The 15,501-nt window shown below is 72.8% G+C and carries 17 protein-coding genes; 9 read left to right on the top strand and 8 right to left on the bottom strand.

What is annotated here, in order from left to right:
* Positions 1 to 2: 2 nt before the first annotated feature.
* Genes AB0J53_RS02820 through AB0J53_RS02805 form a run of 4 tightly spaced genes read left to right on the top strand, consistent with a single transcriptional unit; the run spans position 3 to position 2,348 of the window.
* On the top strand, positions 3 to 323 hold the full coding sequence (locus AB0J53_RS02820) for a multidrug efflux SMR transporter (protein WP_364168127.1): 321 nt from the start codon (positions 3 to 5) through the stop codon (positions 321 to 323).
* Between the two features lie 31 nt (positions 324 to 354).
* Positions 355 to 960, top strand: a complete 606-nt coding sequence (locus AB0J53_RS02815) for a TetR family transcriptional regulator C-terminal domain-containing protein (RefSeq protein WP_364168125.1) — start codon at positions 355 to 357, stop codon at positions 958 to 960.
* Positions 957 to 1,670: a GAP family protein gene (locus tag AB0J53_RS02810; RefSeq protein WP_364168123.1), complete on the top strand. Its 714-nt coding sequence runs from the start codon at positions 957 to 959 to the stop codon at positions 1,668 to 1,670. Before AB0J53_RS02815 ends, AB0J53_RS02810 begins: the two co-directional genes overlap by 4 nt.
* A gap of 30 nt (positions 1,671 to 1,700) precedes the next feature.
* A complete protein-coding gene (locus tag AB0J53_RS02805; protein WP_364168121.1) occupies positions 1,701 to 2,348 on the top strand; it encodes a methyltransferase domain-containing protein in 648 nt (215 codons plus the stop codon).
* Here AB0J53_RS02805 and AB0J53_RS02800 read toward each other — a convergent pair.
* Entirely contained in the window at positions 2,339 to 3,223 is an 885-nt protein-coding gene (locus tag AB0J53_RS02800; protein ID WP_364168120.1) for an alpha/beta fold hydrolase, read from the bottom strand. The two genes, AB0J53_RS02805 and AB0J53_RS02800, sit on opposite strands and share 10 nt — an antisense overlap.
* 177 nt (positions 3,224 to 3,400) lie before the next feature.
* Between AB0J53_RS02800 and AB0J53_RS02795 the strand changes: the two genes are divergently transcribed.
* The 3 genes from AB0J53_RS02795 to AB0J53_RS02785 all read left to right on the top strand — a co-directional run bounded on the left by AB0J53_RS02795 (position 3,401) and on the right by AB0J53_RS02785 (position 6,215).
* The gene (locus AB0J53_RS02795; RefSeq protein WP_364168118.1) at positions 3,401 to 4,552 is read left to right on the top strand and encodes a histidine kinase; all 1,152 of its coding nucleotides are present in this window, start codon (positions 3,401 to 3,403) and stop codon (positions 4,550 to 4,552) included.
* A complete protein-coding gene (locus AB0J53_RS02790; protein WP_364168116.1) occupies positions 4,549 to 5,208 on the top strand; it encodes a response regulator transcription factor in 660 nt (219 codons plus the stop codon). Before AB0J53_RS02795 ends, AB0J53_RS02790 begins: the two co-directional genes overlap by 4 nt.
* Positions 5,209 to 5,288: 80 nt before the next feature.
* Complete coding sequence (locus AB0J53_RS02785) at positions 5,289 to 6,215, top strand: zinc-binding alcohol dehydrogenase family protein (protein ID WP_364168114.1); 927 nt, start codon at positions 5,289 to 5,291, stop codon at positions 6,213 to 6,215.
* A 9-nt stretch (positions 6,216 to 6,224) separates the two neighbouring features.
* Here AB0J53_RS02785 and AB0J53_RS02780 read toward each other — a convergent pair whose 3' ends face one another.
* The 4 genes from AB0J53_RS02780 to AB0J53_RS02765 form a co-directional block, all read right to left on the bottom strand.
* Positions 6,225 to 8,006, bottom strand: coding sequence for a hypothetical protein (locus tag AB0J53_RS02780; protein WP_364168112.1), 1,782 nt, complete (start codon positions 8,004 to 8,006; stop codon positions 6,225 to 6,227).
* A gap of 24 nt (positions 8,007 to 8,030) precedes the next feature.
* A complete protein-coding gene (locus tag AB0J53_RS02775) occupies positions 8,031 to 8,633 on the bottom strand; it encodes an isochorismatase family protein (protein WP_364168110.1) in 603 nt (200 codons plus the stop codon).
* Positions 8,634 to 8,699: 66 nt separating this feature from the next.
* Positions 8,700 to 9,686 carry a DJ-1/PfpI family protein gene (locus AB0J53_RS02770; RefSeq protein WP_364168108.1) on the bottom strand — a complete coding sequence of 329 codons (987 nt, stop codon included), beginning with the start codon at positions 9,684 to 9,686 and terminating at the stop codon, positions 8,700 to 8,702.
* Between the two features lie 72 nt (positions 9,687 to 9,758).
* Positions 9,759 to 10,511, bottom strand: coding sequence for a TetR/AcrR family transcriptional regulator C-terminal domain-containing protein (locus AB0J53_RS02765; RefSeq protein WP_364168106.1), 753 nt, complete (start codon positions 10,509 to 10,511; stop codon positions 9,759 to 9,761).
* A gap of 73 nt (positions 10,512 to 10,584) precedes the next feature.
* Here AB0J53_RS02765 and AB0J53_RS02760 point away from each other — a divergent pair, with 73 nt between their 5' ends.
* Entirely contained in the window at positions 10,585 to 11,442 is an 858-nt protein-coding gene (locus tag AB0J53_RS02760; protein WP_364168105.1) for an NAD(P)H-binding protein, read from the top strand.
* Between the two features lie 57 nt (positions 11,443 to 11,499).
* Here the strand turns inward: AB0J53_RS02760 and AB0J53_RS02755 are convergent, their stop codons facing one another.
* Entirely contained in the window at positions 11,500 to 12,723 is a 1,224-nt protein-coding gene (locus AB0J53_RS02755; RefSeq protein WP_364168103.1) for a cytochrome P450, read from the bottom strand.
* A 23-nt stretch (positions 12,724 to 12,746) separates the two neighbouring features.
* On the bottom strand, positions 12,747 to 13,652 hold the full coding sequence (locus AB0J53_RS02750) for an RNA polymerase sigma-70 factor (RefSeq protein ID WP_364168101.1): 906 nt from the start codon (positions 13,650 to 13,652) through the stop codon (positions 12,747 to 12,749).
* A 172-nt stretch (positions 13,653 to 13,824) separates the two neighbouring features.
* On the opposite strand from AB0J53_RS02750, the gene AB0J53_RS02745 reads away from it, so the two are divergent.
* Positions 13,825 to 15,015 (top strand): FAD-dependent oxidoreductase, encoded by a 1,191-nt coding sequence (locus AB0J53_RS02745; RefSeq protein WP_364168099.1) that lies wholly within the window; start codon positions 13,825 to 13,827, stop codon positions 15,013 to 15,015.
* Between the two features lie 71 nt (positions 15,016 to 15,086).
* Here AB0J53_RS02745 and AB0J53_RS02740 read toward each other — a convergent pair whose 3' ends face one another.
* The gene (locus AB0J53_RS02740) at positions 15,087 to 15,443 is read right to left on the bottom strand and encodes a metalloregulator ArsR/SmtB family transcription factor (RefSeq protein WP_219499127.1); all 357 of its coding nucleotides are present in this window, start codon (positions 15,441 to 15,443) and stop codon (positions 15,087 to 15,089) included.
* Between the last annotated feature and the right edge of the window lie 58 nt (positions 15,444 to 15,501).

The raw sequence follows: 15,501 nt of genomic DNA, 5'->3' as shown, positions 1-15,501 counted from the left end.
CGATGAACTGGCTCATCCTCGGGCTGGCCGGACTGGTCGAGATCGCCTGGGCGCAGAGCATCAAACCCACTCAGGGCTTCACCAGGCCGCTGCCCACCCTGATCTGCTTCGTCCTCATGGCCGCCGCCGTCTGGCTGCTGGCGTACGCGATGCAGACCCTGCCCGTCGGCACCGCGTACGCCGTCTTCACCGGCATCGGCGCGGTCGGCGCGATCGCCCTCGGGATCGTCGTGCACAAGGATCCGGTGTCGATCGGCCGCATGGCCGCGCTGGCGCTCATCGTCGGCGGCATCGTGCTCGCCCGCGTCACCAGCCCGGAGTAGGCATAAAAAATATTACAGTATTATTTACTTCATGACCCGACATGCCGACGCGGACACGCGGCGCTCGCAGATCACCCACGCGCTGATGAGGACCCTGGCCGAACGGGGGCTCGCCCGCACCACGCTGGTCGACGTCGCAGCGGCGGCCGAGGTGTCGGTGGGCCTGGTGCAGCGCTACTTCCGCTCGAAGGACGAGCTGCTGCTCTTCGGCATCGAGCACGTCTACCGGCGCGTCGGCGAACGTGTCCGGCAGGTCCAGGTCACCACTCCGGTGCGCGGGTTCGTGATGCGGCTGATGGAGACGTTCCTGCCGCTGGACCCCGAGCGCGAACGCGAGCTCAGGGTCTGGCTGACCTTCCTCCAGGCCACGCTCACCGACGAGAAGATGGCCGCCGTGCACCGGGCCGCCACGGCCGACCTGCTCGACGGCCTCGCCGACGCGCTGGCCGGGGCCCAGCGCGCGGGCGAGCTCGACCCCGCGCTCGACCCGCGCGTGGAGGCGGCCGCGCTGGTCGCGTTCGTCGACGGCCTGTGCCTGCACCACGCCGCCACCGGCACGGGCTACGACGCCGCCGGCATCCGCGCGGCGCTCGCCGCCTACCTGGGCCGCCTCTTCGGCGCGGAGGTGGCCGCGTGACGCCCGGGCTCGCGCTGATGCTCGGCGGGCTCGCCTTGATCGACAGCACCAGCTTCGGCACCCTGCTCATCCCCGTGTGGCTGCTGCTCACCCCCGGCCGGTTGCGCGCCGGGCGCGTCGCCGTCTACCTGGGCACGGTGGCCGCGTTCTACTTCTGCGTGGGCGTGCTGCTCACGCTCGGCGCCGACGCCGCCCTGCTCGCGGCCCGCGCGCTCGTCGCCGACGTCCCGGCGACGACGCTGAAGATCGGACAGCTCGCCCTCGGCGTCGCCGTCATCGCGGCGAGCTACTGGCTGGAGGCCAGGGCCCGGCGGCAGGAGGGCGAACCCGGCAAGGTCCAGCGCTGGCGGGTCAAGGCGATGACCGGCAGCGGCAGCACCGGCGCCCTGATGAGCCTGGCCCTGCTGGCGGCGCTGCTGGAGGTCGCCACCATGCTGCCCTACCTGGCCGCTGTCGGCCTGATCGCCGACGCGGACCTCGGATGGCAGCTCTCGGGGGTCACGATCGCCGGATACTGCCTGGTGATGACGCTCCCGGCGATCGTGCTCGCCGTCGCCCGGCTGGCCGCGCACCGCAGGGTGGAGCCGCTGCTGCAGAAGATCAACGACTGGCTGACCAGGAACACCGCACGGGTCCTCGGCTGGACCGTGGGCGGCATCGGCATCGCCATCACGCTCAACGCCGTGGCCAGGCTGCTGCTGGAGCCCTGACGCGTCGGGCGTCGACTACAGTCGTCCGCCATGACCGCATCCTCCTCCTACCTGAGCGCTACGGCGGACGCCTACGACGCCGTGGCCGACATCTACGCCGACTTCGTCCGTGACTCGCTCGACCGCCAGCCGCTGGACCGCGCGATCATCGCCGCGTTCGCCGAGCTCGTCCGGGCCGCCGGGCCCCGGCCGGTCGTCGAGGCCGGGTGCGGTCCCGGCTACCTGACGGCCCACCTGCGCGACCTCGGGCTGGACGCCTCCGGCCTCGACCTGTCTCCCGCGCTGATCCGGATCGCCCGCAGGGACAACCCCGGCCTGCGGTTCGAGGTCGCCTCGATGGGGGCCATCGACGTGGCCGACGGCGAGCTGGGCGGCCTGCTCTCCTGGTACTCCCTCATCCACACGCCGCCTGCGGAGCTGCCGCCGTACCTGGCCGAGTTCCGTCGGGTGGTGGCCCCGGGCGGCCACCTGCTGCTCGGCTTCTTCGCGTCCGACGGTGAGCCGGTTTCGCAGTTCGACCACAAGGTCGCGCCTGCCTACCGGTGGCCGATCGACGAGCTGGCGGACCTGGCCCGCAAGGAGGGTTTCGTCGAGGTGGCGCGGCTGTCGCGCGAGCCGGTGGAGGGCGAGCGGTTCCGCCACGGCCGCCTGCTGATGGTCAGGCCCGATCACGCCTGACGCGCGGCCTGCTCGGTGACGCGCTCGACGGCCTGGACGACGACGCCTGGCTGGTCGACGTAGATGTGGTGGCCGCTGTCCTCGGCGGTGCTCAGCCTGGCGTCGCCGGACAGCGCGAGCCAGGCGCGCTGCCCGGTGGTCCACGCCCGCTCCAGGCGCGGCCCGTACTCGGGGAGCGCGGCGAGATACGGCTTGCCGTGCTGGATCACCTCCACCGGGATGTCGCCCGCGGACCTGACCGGGCCGTCGGCCATGACGAGCTTCTCCGGGTTCTCGCCCCGGAACATCGCCAGGTTCTGCGCGCGCAGCTCGGCGGCCGGGCCGGTGGCCGACTCGGGGATGGCCTTGGCGATGTCGGCCGCCATGGTGGGCGGGGTGGCGTCCATCAGGACCAGCCCCTTGACCCTGTCGCGGTGGTCGGGGGCGTACCTGGCGGCGATCAGCCCGCCCAGCGAGTGCCCGGCGAGGACGACCGGGGCGTCACCGGCGACGCGGTCGAGCACGCCGGTGAGGACCTTCCCCGTGCCGGCGAAGCTCTGCGGGCCGTCCGGCGGGTCGCTCGCCCCCGCGCCGAGCCGGTCGTAGGAGCAGACCCGGTTCCGCTCGCTCAGCGTCTTCTGGAGGGCGGCCAGCTTGTCGAGCCCGTCGCCGCCGCCGTGCATCAGGACGACGACCGGGCCGCCCTTGTCCGGGTCGCCCGAGCACGACACGTTCACCGACCGGCCCGCGACCTGGATCTTCTCGACCCCGGAGAGCGGGGCGGCCGCGAGGGGGTCCCAGTTCTCCAGCGCGTCGCCGCCGCAGCCGGCCGCGCCCGCGCCGAGCACGGCGCAGCACAGCGCGGCCACGACGGATGACTTGATCTTGCCGGGCATGTGGTCCTCCAGTGGGGGATTCGGATCGCGTCGCAACGCTACGGAGCGGGCGCCTGGAGATCGTCCCCGTGCGGTGGACATTCGCCGGTAGCTCGCAGGAGCTACCCCCGGATGTCCACCCTGTGGTGACGAACCGAGGCCGCCGGGTCCCTAGGGTTTGCGCATGAGGGAGTCGTCATGACCGGTCCACGGCGCATCACGGACCTGTGGCGGCGGTGCGACGTCGTGGTCCGGGACTTACCGTTCGCGCTGCTGATGGCCGTCGCCTCGCTCCTGCCGGGGCTCCACGGCAAGGGGACGCAGGTCGGCGAGCTGCCGGCCAGGCCCGTCGACGAGGCGGCGTTCGTGGTGCTCGCCCTGGAGTGCCTGCCGCTCGCCGTGCGGCGCCGCCTGCCGGCGGTGAGCGTGGCACTGGTGGCGCTCGGCTTCGCCCTCGACCAGCTCCACGCCTACCACTTGTTCGCGAGCAACACGATGCCCATAGCCCTCATCAGCGCGGGCGCCCACCTGGAGCGCCACCGCCGTGTCACCGTGGTCCTCCTCTCCCTGGCGTACGTGCCGCTCGCGATCGCGCTCGCCCGGCTGGGTGCGACCGAGAGTGTGGAGGGGTACGTGGTCTTCTACCTGTCCCTGGTCCTCACCTGGTGCATCGGGGCCTGGCTGCGCTCAACCCGCGCCGCCGAGGCCGAGCACCGCCGCCACGTCGCCGAGGCCACCCGCGCCGCCGAACGCACCCGCATCGCCCGCGAGCTCCACGACGTCGTGACGCACCACGTGACGGCGATGGTCGTGCAGGCCGAGGCGGCCCGCTACCTGACGGCCGCGCCCGACCGGCTCGACGCGACGCTGAGCGCCGTCACCGACACCGGCCGGCGGGCCATCGCCGACCTGCGGCACATGCTCGACCTGCTCAAGGCCGATCACGACACCCACGTCGGCCTGCCGCCGGCCGGTGAGCTCCGCGCGCTCGTGGAACAGACCCGCCGGGCCGGGCAGCCGGTGGAGTTCGCCGAGGAGGGCAGCCCGGCGGAATCGGCGGGCAGCGCCGAGCTGGTCGCCTATAGGGTCGTCCAGGAGGCTCTGACGAACGCCCTCAAACACGCCCACGGCACCCCCACCACGGTCCGGGTGCGCCACGGCGAGAAGGAGATCAGCGTGGAGGTCACCACCGGCGGCCCCGGCTCCGGCGGCGTCTCTCCTGGCGGGAGCGGGCGGGGCCTGGCCGGGCTCCGCGAGCGGGTGGAGGCACTGGGCGGCGAGTTCGACGCCCACCGGCAGGCGGGCGGTTTCGTGGTACGGGCCCGCGTCCCCGCAGGCGGGCGGTCGTGAGCGCGCCGATCCGGGTCCTGGTCTGCGACGACCAGGCGCTGATCCGCACCGGCTTCGCGACGATCATCGGCGCGCAGCCGGACATGGAGGTGGTGGGCGAGTGCGGCGACGGCCGGGTCGCGGTCGACCTCGCCCGCCGGCTGAGTCCCGGCGTCGTGGTGATGGACGTGCGGATGCCGGTGCTCGACGGCATCGAGGCGACCCGCCTGCTGGCCGGCGCCGGGGTCGCCGATCCGATCAAGGTGCTGGTGGTGACGACGTTCAACCTGGACGAGTACGTCTACGAGGCGCTGCGCGCGGGGGCGAGCGGGTTCCTGCTCAAGGACGCGCCGCCGGCTCAGCTCCTGCACGGCATCCGCACGGTCGCCTCGGGTGCCGCGCTGCTGGCGCCCGAGGTGACGCGGCGGCTCGTCGGCAGGTACGCGTCCCGGATCCGCCCCGCCGAAGGGGGCCCCGACGACAGCGCGCTGACCCCGCGCGAGCTGGAGGTGCTGCGTCTCATCGCAGACGGGCGGTCCAACAGCGAGATCGCCGCCACGCTGGTGATCAGCCAGGAGACGGTCAAGACGTACGTGTCGCGCATCCTGACCAAGCTCGGCCTGCGTGACCGCGTGCAGGCGGTGGTCTACGCCTACCGCAGGGGACTGGTGACCTGAGGCGCCCGCGCGAAAGTTTGGATTACCAACTACTATGACGAGTGGTTGGTAAAACAAACCATTCTTCGGAGGTCACGCCCATGCACGCCGCCGTCATCCAGGCCGCCGGCACCCCGCCGGTCTACCGCGAGCACCCCGCCCCCGAGCCGCGCCGCGGCGACGAGCTGGCCGTCGAGGTCCTCGCCGCCGGGCTGCACCACCTGACCAGGGCCAAGGCGAACGGCTCCCACTACTCCGGCGACGCCGCGTACCCGCTCGTCCCCGGCGTCGACGGCGTGGTGCGCGACCAGGAGGGCAACGTCCGCTACGCGGTGCTGGACGACACCCCGCTCGGCACGTTCGCCGACCGCACCCTCATCGACCCCCGCCGCAGCGTGATCCTGCCCGACGGCATCGACCCCGTACGCATCGCCGCCGCGATGAACCCGGCCATGTCGTCCTGGGTGGCGCTGCGCCGGCGCGTCGACTTCCACGCCGGGCAGCGCGTCCTCGTCCTCGGCGCCACCGGCAACGCCGGGCGGATGGCGGTCCAGATCGCCAAGCTGTTCGGCGCCGCCCACGTCATCGCCGCCGGCCGTGACGCGGCCCGGCTGAGCGCGCTGACCGCGCTCGGCGCCGACGAGACGATCACCTTCGACGAGGTCGGCCGCGCCGCCGACGTCGACGTGGTCATCGACTACGTGTGGGGCGAGCCCGCCGCAGGGGCCATGATCCCGATGCTCGTCGCCCGCGCCGACCGCACCGTCCCGCTGACCTGGATCCAGATCGGCTCCGTCGCCGGCCCGACCGCGCCGATCCCCGCCGCGGCGCTGCGCTCGGCCCGCCTGCGGATCGTCGGCAGCGGCATCGGCTCGGTCCCCGCCCGCGACATCCTCGCCGAACTGCCCGAACTCGCCTCGGCGGTGACCGAGGGAGCCATCGACGTACGGGCCCGCGCCGTCCCCCTCGCCCGGATCGGCGAGGTCTGGACGGAGGAGACCGGCGACCGCATCGTCCTCGTCCCCTGACCGCCGAGCTCACGACTTCAGCTGGAGCCGCTTCTTCGACGTGCCCGGGAACACCACGACCAGGTGGTGCTCCTCCCCGGCGCGGTCGACCCGGACGTGGACGCGGAGCCGGTAGCGGCCCTTGCCGGCGATCGCCAGGTTCGGCATCGGCGCGCCCGCGCCCACCTCGCCGCCGTCCTTCTCCGGCACGGTGAGCCGGCCGCTGCGGCTGACGAGCGGCACCTCGGTGACCTGGTCCCACTTGGCCGTCCGCCGTGGTGGAGCGCTGCGGAAGGCCTTCACCGTGAGGCACAGGTCCGAGACGTCCGCGACGTGGCCGACGAGCGCGGCGCTGTCGGCCACCCCGATGCCGCCGCTGTCGTCGTAGACCCGGTCCATCGCCCGCTCCGACGCCTCCTCGAAGGCTTCGTCCCCGGGGTCGTGGACGAGGTAGCCGGGATCGCCGTCGGCGAACAGGAAGTATTTGGCCGTGGCCTGGACGACGCCCTTCTTCCGGGGCCACGGGTCGCGGCACTTCGCGTTCTCCTCGGCGACATAGGCGTCGTACGCCGCCTCCGTCTCTCGGGCCGAGCGCAGCAGCTCAGGGTGGGTGGTGCCGACGATCTCCGGGCAGATGTAGACGAGCTCCCGCGGATCCGCGGCCCAGCCGGCCCGCGCGCTCCCCGCCTCCGTGAGGATCGCCACCTGCTCCTCCGGGCTCGTCGCCCGGCACAGCGCCCGCCCGTACGCGAGAACTGCCTGGTCCGACAGGCTGCCCGGGAACATGGGCGGGACTCCGCCCAGCGTGTTCCGCGCCTGGCAGAGGAACGCGGCCTCACGCTCCGCGGGTTTCAGATCGCCGAAGTCGCGGTGGTCGTAGCAGTCCGGCGTCCAGCCGGTATAGGTGAGATGCGCGTTCTGCTCCGGCTGGATCGTCGCGATGACCGGCAGGACGACCACGGCCGCCACCGCGACGCGGATCGCCCGGTGCACGCCGGGCCGGTGGTCCGCCAGGCGTTCCCCGGTGGGCAGCTCGCGGGCGGTCGCCGCGTGCCACACGACGCTGACGAGCCCCAGCGCGCCCATGACGATCGAGGTCACCAGAGTGCCGCTGATGGAATCCGCGACGTACAGGTAGAGCGGGATCGCCAGCACGGGGACGCCCATCGACGACCACCCGGCGACCAGCGTGCCGCGGCTCCACCGGCCGTCGCGCCACTGCCCGACGACGGTGAGCAGGGTCGCCGCCACCGCGCACAGCGCAAACAGGGGGAAGCCGTCCGGCACGATCTCCGGCACGACCTCCGGCAGGCCGAACTCGTCGAGCACCTCGTCGGCCGTGTCGGCCAGCACGACCGCGAACAGCGCCCCGGTCGCTACGCGCAGCGCGCGGGACCGCCAGCGGATGACGAGCAGGTAGAGGACGTGGATCGCGGTCCACAGCACGAGCTGGAACACCGCGTCCACCTCGTCGGGGAGCAGCGCGATGGGCCACCACAGCACGATCGCGTCGGCCACCGCCACATACAGCAGCCGGCGCAGCGCCTTCGCCCGGCGGTCCAGCGGTCCCGGCATGGGCGCGTGCAGGATCAGCCACAGGAACGCGGCCTTCACCACGGCGGCGACGAGCAGCGCCACCGTGGTCGCGGTGTCGAACCCCGCGTCCCCGTAGAAGTCCGCGTAGTACGGCGGCTTCCATTCCGCGGCCACCCAGAGCCACGCGTCGCCGAGCACCAGTCCCGCGGCCGCCGCCACGAGAACCAGGCTGACGATCCCGATCCTGGCGATCCGCCATAAGCCATCCGGATGCATGGCACGCGATCTTAACGGCGGGTGTCAGTCCGGGAGGTCGTCGGCGGTGGCGACCACGACGCCGAACAGGTCGGCGATGGTGGTCAGGCTGCCGGCCTGGAGCGTCTCGGCAGGCACGACCTCGCCCGAGGGCGCGGTCAGAGGCCGCGTGGCGGTGGTGTCGGCGACGACGGCAGGCCGGAAGCCCAGGTTGAACGCGCCCTGGGCGGTGAAGGTGACGCACATGTGGGTCATGAACCCGGCCAGGATCAGATCCGGCCCCGCCTCCGCCTGGCGGAGCACGTCTTCGAGCCGGGTCTGGTGGAAGGCGTTGGGGAAGCCCTTCACGACGACCTCCTCGCCGTCGATCGGGGCCACCTCGTCGCAGATCGCCCCGATCCAGGCGCGGATGTCGTACGGGGTGCCCTCGCCGCCGTCGTTGACCACGTGGATCACCCGGGTGCCGGCGGCGCGGGCCCGCTCCAGCAGCCGGGCTCCGGCGGCCAGCGCCCGATCGGCGCCGGGCAGCGCCATGACCCCGGAGCGGTACGTGTTCTGGTAGTCGATCAGGATCAGCGTGGACTCGGCGAGCCTCGGCGGCCGGTTGTCCAGGCCGATGACATCGCGCAGGGTGGTAGAAGCATGCATTACTGATTTCCTTTCCATGAAATATGGGAACCCCGCCTGGCCGTACGGGCTCAGAAGGGTGATGGGTCAGGCGGCGGCGCGGAAGCGCCGGCGGTAGGCCGCCGGGGTGGTGCCGAGCTGCCGGCGCAGGGCGCGGTGCAGGGTCTGCGCCGAGCGCAGCCCGCAGGCCGCCGCGACCTGGTCGAGGGACTGGTCGGTGGTCTCCAGCAGGCGGCGGGCCTCCTCCACCCGCGCCGCCTCGACATAGGCCGCCGCGGTGGTGCCGGTCTCCTGCCGGAACACGCGGGCGAAGTGCCGTTCGCTCAGCCGCATCCGCTCCGCGAGCGCGCCTGCCGACAGGTCCTCGGCCAGGTGTTCGGCGATCCACAGCCGCAGCTCGTCGATGTCCCGCCGCGCGGTGGGCGCCTGCCGCATCGGCACGCTGAACTGGCTCTGCCCGCCCTGCCGCTTGCGGTACACCACCAGTTGCCGGGCGACCTCCAGCGCCAGAGCCTCGCCGTGGTCCTCGGCCACCAGCGCCAGCGCCAGGTCCATGCACGCGCTGATCCCGGCGCCCGTCCACACGGAGTCGCTGGACCTGACGAAGATCGGATCGGGGTCCACCGTCACGGCCGGGTGATCGGCCGCCAGCCGGGCCGCCGTGGACCAGTGCGTGGTGGCGGTCAGGCCGTCCAGCAGCCCGGCCGCCGCCAGGATGTGCGCGCCCACGCACACCGAGGCCACCCGCCGGGCGTGCGGGGCGGTGCTCCGCACCCAGGCCACCACCTCGGGGTCGATCCGGGGGATCGGCCCCTCGCCGGACAGCTCGACCGCGCCGGGCACCACGAGCGTGTCCACCTCCCCGCCGACCTCGGCGAACGTGAGGTCGGTGTCCAGCCGCACCCCGGCGGAGGTCGTCACCGTGCCGCCCTGGGGACCGGCCAGCCGCACCCGGTACGCCGCCCGGCCCGGCGCCTGGCGGTTGGCCAGCGCGAAGACCTCGGCGGGACCCGTGACGTCCAGCAGGTCCACGTCGGGGAACACGGCGATGACCACACGGTGCAGATCGGACATACGTCTCATTGTTGCCGTGGCTTCCGGTGGCGGCAATGACGAGTCACTGTCAGATCCGGCCATGCGTCTCGCTCAGCCGTCCCGCCGGGCCATCGCGGTGATCCCGTCGAGCAGGGCGCGCAGGCCGAGGTCGAACGCGTTCGCCGCCGCCCTGGCCGCGTTGCGGTCGAAGCCGCCGTCCCGCCAGGCCTGGGTGATCGCCGGATAGCGCGCCTGGTCGAAGAGGGTCTCCCAGAACACCTGGCGGGCGGCCCACCAGTCTTCGGCGGACTGGCCGCTGACCCGTTCGGCCTGGGTGTGCTCGGCCAGCGTGGCGGCCGCGGCGTCGACGAAGGTGACGATGGAGTCGGTGGCCGCGGCGCTCTCGGCGGCGGTCAGCCCGGTCCCGGCCAGGGCGGCCAGCAGGAACTCGCTCCTGGCGAGCAGCCCGGGGCCGAGCGGCGGCCGTACGGTCGAGACCATGCGCAGCCACGGGTGGCGTTCGTGCAGGGCGACGGTCTGGGCGGCGTAGTGCTCGATCCGGTCACGCCATGAGCCCGAGCGGGTGAGGTCGAGCTCCTGCCAGGCGGCGTCCACCATCAGGTCGACCAGCTCGGCCTTGCCGGGCACGTGGGTGTAGAGCGTCATCGTGCCGACGCCGAGCGACGCGGCGAGCCGGTCCATGGTCATGGCGGCGAGCCCGTCGCGGTCCGCCAGCTCCAGGCCCGCGGCGACGATCTTGTCCAGGGAGACCTTGGGCGGCCGGCCGCGGCCCGATCGCGCCTGCGGGGCACGCCAGAGCAGGCGCAGGGACTCCCGGGGATCTCCGCCGCCGCTGCGTTCCATCAAGCCTCCCTATTTTCCGTAGATGGTACGTTATTGTTTAACCGTAGGACGTACGGAAAATAGAGGAGTGCATGTGCGCGTGCTGGTGACCGGGGCGACCGGGAACGTGGGGCGGCAAGTGACAGCGGGCCTGATCCAGGCCGGGGTCGAGGTACGGGCCCTGACCAGGGACCCGGCGCGGGCCGAGCTGCCCGGAGCCGAGGTGGTGCAGGGGGATCTCACCAAGCCCGAGACCGTGCCGTTCGACGGCGTGGACCGGATGTTCCTCTTCCCCGAGCCGTCGACGGCGAAGGAGATCGTCGAACGCGCCGAGCGGGCGGGCGTACGGCGGATCGTCGTGCTCTCGTCGGGCGCGGTGACCGGCGGCTTCGACACGACCTTCCACCCGCTGGTCGAACAGGCCGTCGAGGACTCCGGGCTGGAATGGACCCACCTGCGGCCGGGGGAGTTCGCGGCCAACAAGCTCGCGCTGTGGGGGCCGTCGATCCGGGCCGAGCGGCTCGTGCGGGACGCCAACCCGGACGCCGCCTGGTTCCCCGTGCACGAGCGGGACGTCGCCGACGTGGCGCTGAAAGCCCTGCTGGAGGAGGGGCACCACGGCAAGGCGTACGACATCAACGGCCCCGAGCTGATCAGCCTGCGCGACCAGGTCAGGGCCATCGCCGACGCGCTCGGCGAAGAGGTCGGGTTCGAGGAGGTCAGCCCGGAGGAGGCGCGCGAGATCTACCTGCGGATGGGCGGGTTCGCCGCCGAGGCCGCGGACTTCCTGCTGGGGTTCACCGACTACGACGGCAACCCGGCCGACCCGGCGGACAGCCAGGACTTCGACCCGAGCTCCCTGGGCCCGCTGCCCACCGCGCAGTCCGTGACGGGCAAGCCGCCGCGGACGTTCGCGCAGTGGGCGCGGGATCGGGTCGAGGACTTCCGCTAGGCGGACTCCGGAGCTCGGGGCGGGGTGACGGCGTGGTCGGCGCGCATCAGGTTCGGCTCACCAGGTGACCGGGAGCTCGTGAAGGCCGTACACGACGGCGTCGGACTTGAACGGCAGATCCTCGGCTCGGACGGCGAGCCGCAGGGCGGGGATACGGCGGAACAGCGTGTCGAAGACGATCTCCAGCTCCAGCCGGGCCAGGTTCTGGCCGAGGCACTGGTGAGGCCCGAAGCCGAAGGCGAGGTGGTGGCGCGCCCCGCGCTCGATGTCCAGCCTGTCCGGGTCCTCGAACACCGCCGGGTCCCAGTTCGCCGACAGCGTCGAGACGACGACGCCCTCGCCGGCCCTGATCGTCACCCCGCCGATCTCCACGTCCTCGGTGCTCACCCGGGAGGTGACCCCGTCGGCGATGGTGAAGTAGCGCAGCAGCTCCTCCACGGCCAGGGGCGTCCGGCTCGGGTCGGCCTGGATCAGGGCCAGTTGGTCCGGATGGCCGAGCAGCCCGAACACCCCGAGCGAGATCATGTTCGCCGTGGTCTCGTGCCCGGCGGTCAGCAGCAGGAAGGCCAGGCTCACCAGGCCCGGATGGTCGACCTCGCCGTCCTGGCGCTGCCGGGCGATCTGCCGGCTGAACAGGTCGTCGCCGGGCTCCGACTCCTTGCGGGTGATCAGGTCGTCGATGTAGGCGCGCAGCTCGCCGAAGGCCCGCGCGCGGTCTTCGAGCGAGGTACGGCTCACCATCATGCCGGTGCGGCTCTGGAAGAAGTCATGATCGGTGTACGGGACGCCGAGCAGTTCGCAGATCACCAGGGAGGGCACCGGCAGCGACAGCGCCTGGACGAGGTCGACCGGCCGCCGGCCGGCGGCGAGCATGGCGTCCACGAAGTGGTCGACGATGGCCTGGATCCTCGGGCGCAGCGCGGTCAGCCGCCGCAGGGTGAACTCGCCGATCACCGGGCGGCGGACCGCCGAGTGTTCGGCGCCGTCCAGGCCGAGCATCAACGGCGGCTGGCTGCGGAGCTGCCGCAGGGTCGTCTCGTCCAGCGTGAAGAGCGGGAAGCCCGCCTTGCGCTTGTCGGAGGAGAAACGGGGGTCGGCGAGGACGGCACGGCCGGCCTCGTACCCGGCCACCCACCACGCCTCGCCGCCACTGGCCAACGTGATCCTGCTGATCGGCGCCTGTTCGCGCAGCCGTTCGTAGGCGGTGGGCGGGGCGAACGGGCAGCCGCGTTCGACCGGCAGTTTGAGGCCGGCGAGTTCGTCGGCAGCGCTCTTCGTCATGAAGGACCTCCAGGGTTCGGTGTTCAGCGCAGGGTGAGCGGGGTCTCGGACGCGATGCGGGTCAGTTTGTGCGGGTTGCGGACGTAGTAGAGGCCGGTGATGCGGGCGTCCTCGACTCGGACCGCGACGACGCCGTCGACCTCGCCGTCCACGCGGAGGAGGAGGGCCGGGTTGCCGTTGACCTCGGTGGGCTCGCTGGTGAGCGCGATCCCGGTCCTGCCGAGGCCCTCGACGATCAGGCGGGCCACCTTGCCGGCGCCCCGGACCGGGTGAGGCGCGGCCTGCTTGACGCCGCCGCCGTCGCTCACCAGGACGACCTCGGGGGCGAGCACGTCGAGCAGCCCTTGCAGGTCCCTGGTCTCGAGCGCGCGCCGGAACGACTCCACCGCCGCCCTGACCTGGGCCGGGTGGACCACCTCGCGGGGCCGCCGCGCGTCGACGTGCCTGCGGGCCCGGTGCGCGATCTGCCGCACGGTCGCCGGGGTCCTGCCGACGGCCGCCGCGATCTCGTCGTAGCCGATGTCGAAGACCTCGCGCAGCACGAACACGGCCCGCTCGGTCGGCGACAGCGTCTCCAGGACGAGCATGAGCGCCATCGACACGCTCTCGGCCAGCTCCACGTCCTCGGCCACGTCCGGCGCGGTCAGCAGCGGCTCGGGCAGCCACGGGCCGACGTACGCCTCCTTGCGGCGCTTGACCGCCCGCAGCCGGTCGAGCGCCCGCCGGGTGACGACCCGCACCAGGTAGGCGCGCTCGTCGCGCACCTGCGCCAGGTCGACCCTGACCCAGCGAAGCCAGGTCTCCTGGAGGGCGTCCTCGGCGTCGGCCGCCGAGCCGAGCATCTCGTACGCGACCGTGAACAGCAGGTTGCGGTGGGCGAGGAACGCCTCGGTCGCCCGGTCCGTCCTCGGGTCGCTGTGCTCGTCCATCTCCGGCTCCCGCCTGTCCGCCCGCAACTCCTGCTTCACGCACAAGGCGCCGGTGCCCGCCGTTGTGTGACACCCGGGGCCGGTGGCGCAGGTCACAGGAGCGCGCTGTCACAAAGTCCCGGACGGCGGCGCCGCATGGTCGTCAGGACGCCGCATCCACAGGAGCACCCACATGAAGCACCGCATCGTCGTCCTCGGCGCCGGCTACGCCGGGGCCTACGTGGCCGGGAACTTGGCCCGCCGGCTGTCCCCGAAGGACACCCGGATCACCGTGGTCAACGCCGTGCCGGAGTTCGTCCAGCGCATGCGGCTGCACCAGCTCGCGGCCGGCCGGGCCGTCGAAGCCCCGAAGCTGGCCGACGTCTTCTCCGGCACCGCGATACGCCTGCGCCTGGCCCGGGTCACCGCCGTCGACGCCGAGCGCCGCGTCGTCGCCCTCGCCGGCGGCGACGAGCTCGGCTACGACACCCTGGTGTACGCGCTCGGCAGCCAGGGGAACGTCGAAGCCGTCCCCGGCGTGGCCGAGCACGCCTACGACGTCGCCGCCCGGCCCTCGGCGCTGCGCCTGCGCGAACGCCTGGACGGCCTGGATCGCCCCGGCGGGGGCGGGCGCGTGGTGGTCATCGGAGACGGGCTGACCGGCATCGAGACCGTCACCGAGCTCGCCGAAGCCCGGCCCGGCCTGTCGGTGACGCTCGTCGCCCGCGGCGAGCTGGGCGCCCGGCTCTCCGGCGGGGCCCGCCGCCACCTGCGCCAGGCGTGCGCCCGGCTGGGCATCACCGTCCTGGAGCACACCGCCGTCGAAGCCGTCGAGGCGACGCGGGTGCGGTGCGCCGACGGCACCGAGCTGGCGTCCGACGTGACCGTGTGGACGGCCGGGTTCGCCGTCAGCCCTCTCGCTGCCTCTGCCGGGCTGGAGGTCGCCGGAAACGGTCAGATCATCGTCGATCGGACCATGCGCTCGGTCTCACACCCGGACGTCTACGCCGTCGGCGACAGCGCCCACGCCATCGCCGACAACGGCCGGCCGCTGCCCATGTCCTGCGCCTCGGCCGGCTTCACGGGCCGGCAGGCCATCGAGGCGATCGTGGCCCGCCTGACCGGCCGCCCGGTCGCACGCACCAAACTGGTCTACTCCTACAACCACATCAGCCTCGGGCGACGGGACGGCATCCTGCAGCTGGTCGACGACGAGGGCCGCGCGAAGCCGGCGTACGCGGGCGGGCGGAAGGCCCTGCGCGTCAAGGCGGGCATCCTCAGGATGTCGCTGTGGGCCACCTCCCACCCCACCTACGGCATCCCCAAGCGCAAGCACCGCCTGGCCGCCGCACCCGGCACGATCCCGGCGAAGGCGCTCGCCTGACCGGCCCACCAGCACGATCCCGGCGAAGGCGCTCGCCTGATCTCCGCACCAGCCGTCGCCCGTGGTGGGCGTCAGTCGTGGCGGGGGATGCCGGAGACCTCGTGATCGGCGTGGAAGAGCGCCTCGCCGATCAGGGCGCGGACGTGCGCGTCGCGGGCCCGGTACAGCACGCGGCGGCCGTCACGCCGGGTCTGCACGAGCCCGGCGAGGCGGAGCTTGGCCAGGTGCTGGGAGACCGAGGGCCGGGCCACGCCGATCGAGGCGGCCAGCGAGCCGACGTCGAACTCGCCGGTCGACAGCAGCCACATCAGCCGGAGCCGGGTGGCGTCGCTGAGCATGCGGAACGCCTCCACCGCGGCCTCCACCTGCGCGCCCGTGGGTTGTTCCTGCGCAGGGGTCGCACCTGATTCGTTGTCGCGTGCGTACATGACTACATATAATCCGCCGAAACGGGTCGCAGGCAAGTGAGGCACGCGAATGGCGCAT

Source organism: Nonomuraea sp. NPDC049725 (assembly GCF_040674795.1).
Classification (GTDB): Bacteria; Actinomycetota; Actinomycetes; order Streptosporangiales; family Streptosporangiaceae; genus Nonomuraea; species Nonomuraea ceibae.
Note: the sequence above shows the minus strand (reverse complement) of the source record. Positions and strands in the feature narration are given on the sequence as shown.

Coding starts and splice junctions, on each gene's coding strand:
- AB0J53_RS02820 (WP_364168127.1), top strand. CDS start 3: ATGAACTGGCTCATCCTCGGGCTGGCCGGACTGGTCGAGATCGCCTGG.
- AB0J53_RS02815 (WP_364168125.1), top strand. CDS start 355: ATGACCCGACATGCCGACGCGGACACGCGGCGCTCGCAGATCACCCAC.
- AB0J53_RS02805 (WP_364168121.1), top strand. CDS start 1,701: ATGACCGCATCCTCCTCCTACCTGAGCGCTACGGCGGACGCCTACGAC.
- AB0J53_RS02800 (WP_364168120.1), bottom strand. CDS start 3,223: ATGCCCGGCAAGATCAAGTCATCCGTCGTGGCCGCGCTGTGCTGCGCC.
- AB0J53_RS02795 (WP_364168118.1), top strand. CDS start 3,401: ATGACCGGTCCACGGCGCATCACGGACCTGTGGCGGCGGTGCGACGTC.
- AB0J53_RS02785 (WP_364168114.1), top strand. CDS start 5,289: ATGCACGCCGCCGTCATCCAGGCCGCCGGCACCCCGCCGGTCTACCGC.
- AB0J53_RS02780 (WP_364168112.1), bottom strand. CDS start 8,006: ATGCATCCGGATGGCTTATGGCGGATCGCCAGGATCGGGATCGTCAGC.
- AB0J53_RS02775 (WP_364168110.1), bottom strand. CDS start 8,633: ATGCATGCTTCTACCACCCTGCGCGATGTCATCGGCCTGGACAACCGG.
- AB0J53_RS02770 (WP_364168108.1), bottom strand. CDS start 9,686: ATGTCCGATCTGCACCGTGTGGTCATCGCCGTGTTCCCCGACGTGGAC.
- AB0J53_RS02765 (WP_364168106.1), bottom strand. CDS start 10,511: ATGGAACGCAGCGGCGGCGGAGATCCCCGGGAGTCCCTGCGCCTGCTC.
- AB0J53_RS02755 (WP_364168103.1), bottom strand. CDS start 12,723: ATGACGAAGAGCGCTGCCGACGAACTCGCCGGCCTCAAACTGCCGGTC.
- AB0J53_RS02750 (WP_364168101.1), bottom strand. CDS start 13,652: ATGGACGAGCACAGCGACCCGAGGACGGACCGGGCGACCGAGGCGTTC.
- AB0J53_RS02745 (WP_364168099.1), top strand. CDS start 13,825: ATGAAGCACCGCATCGTCGTCCTCGGCGCCGGCTACGCCGGGGCCTAC.
- AB0J53_RS02740 (WP_219499127.1), bottom strand. CDS start 15,443: ATGTACGCACGCGACAACGAATCAGGTGCGACCCCTGCGCAGGAACAA.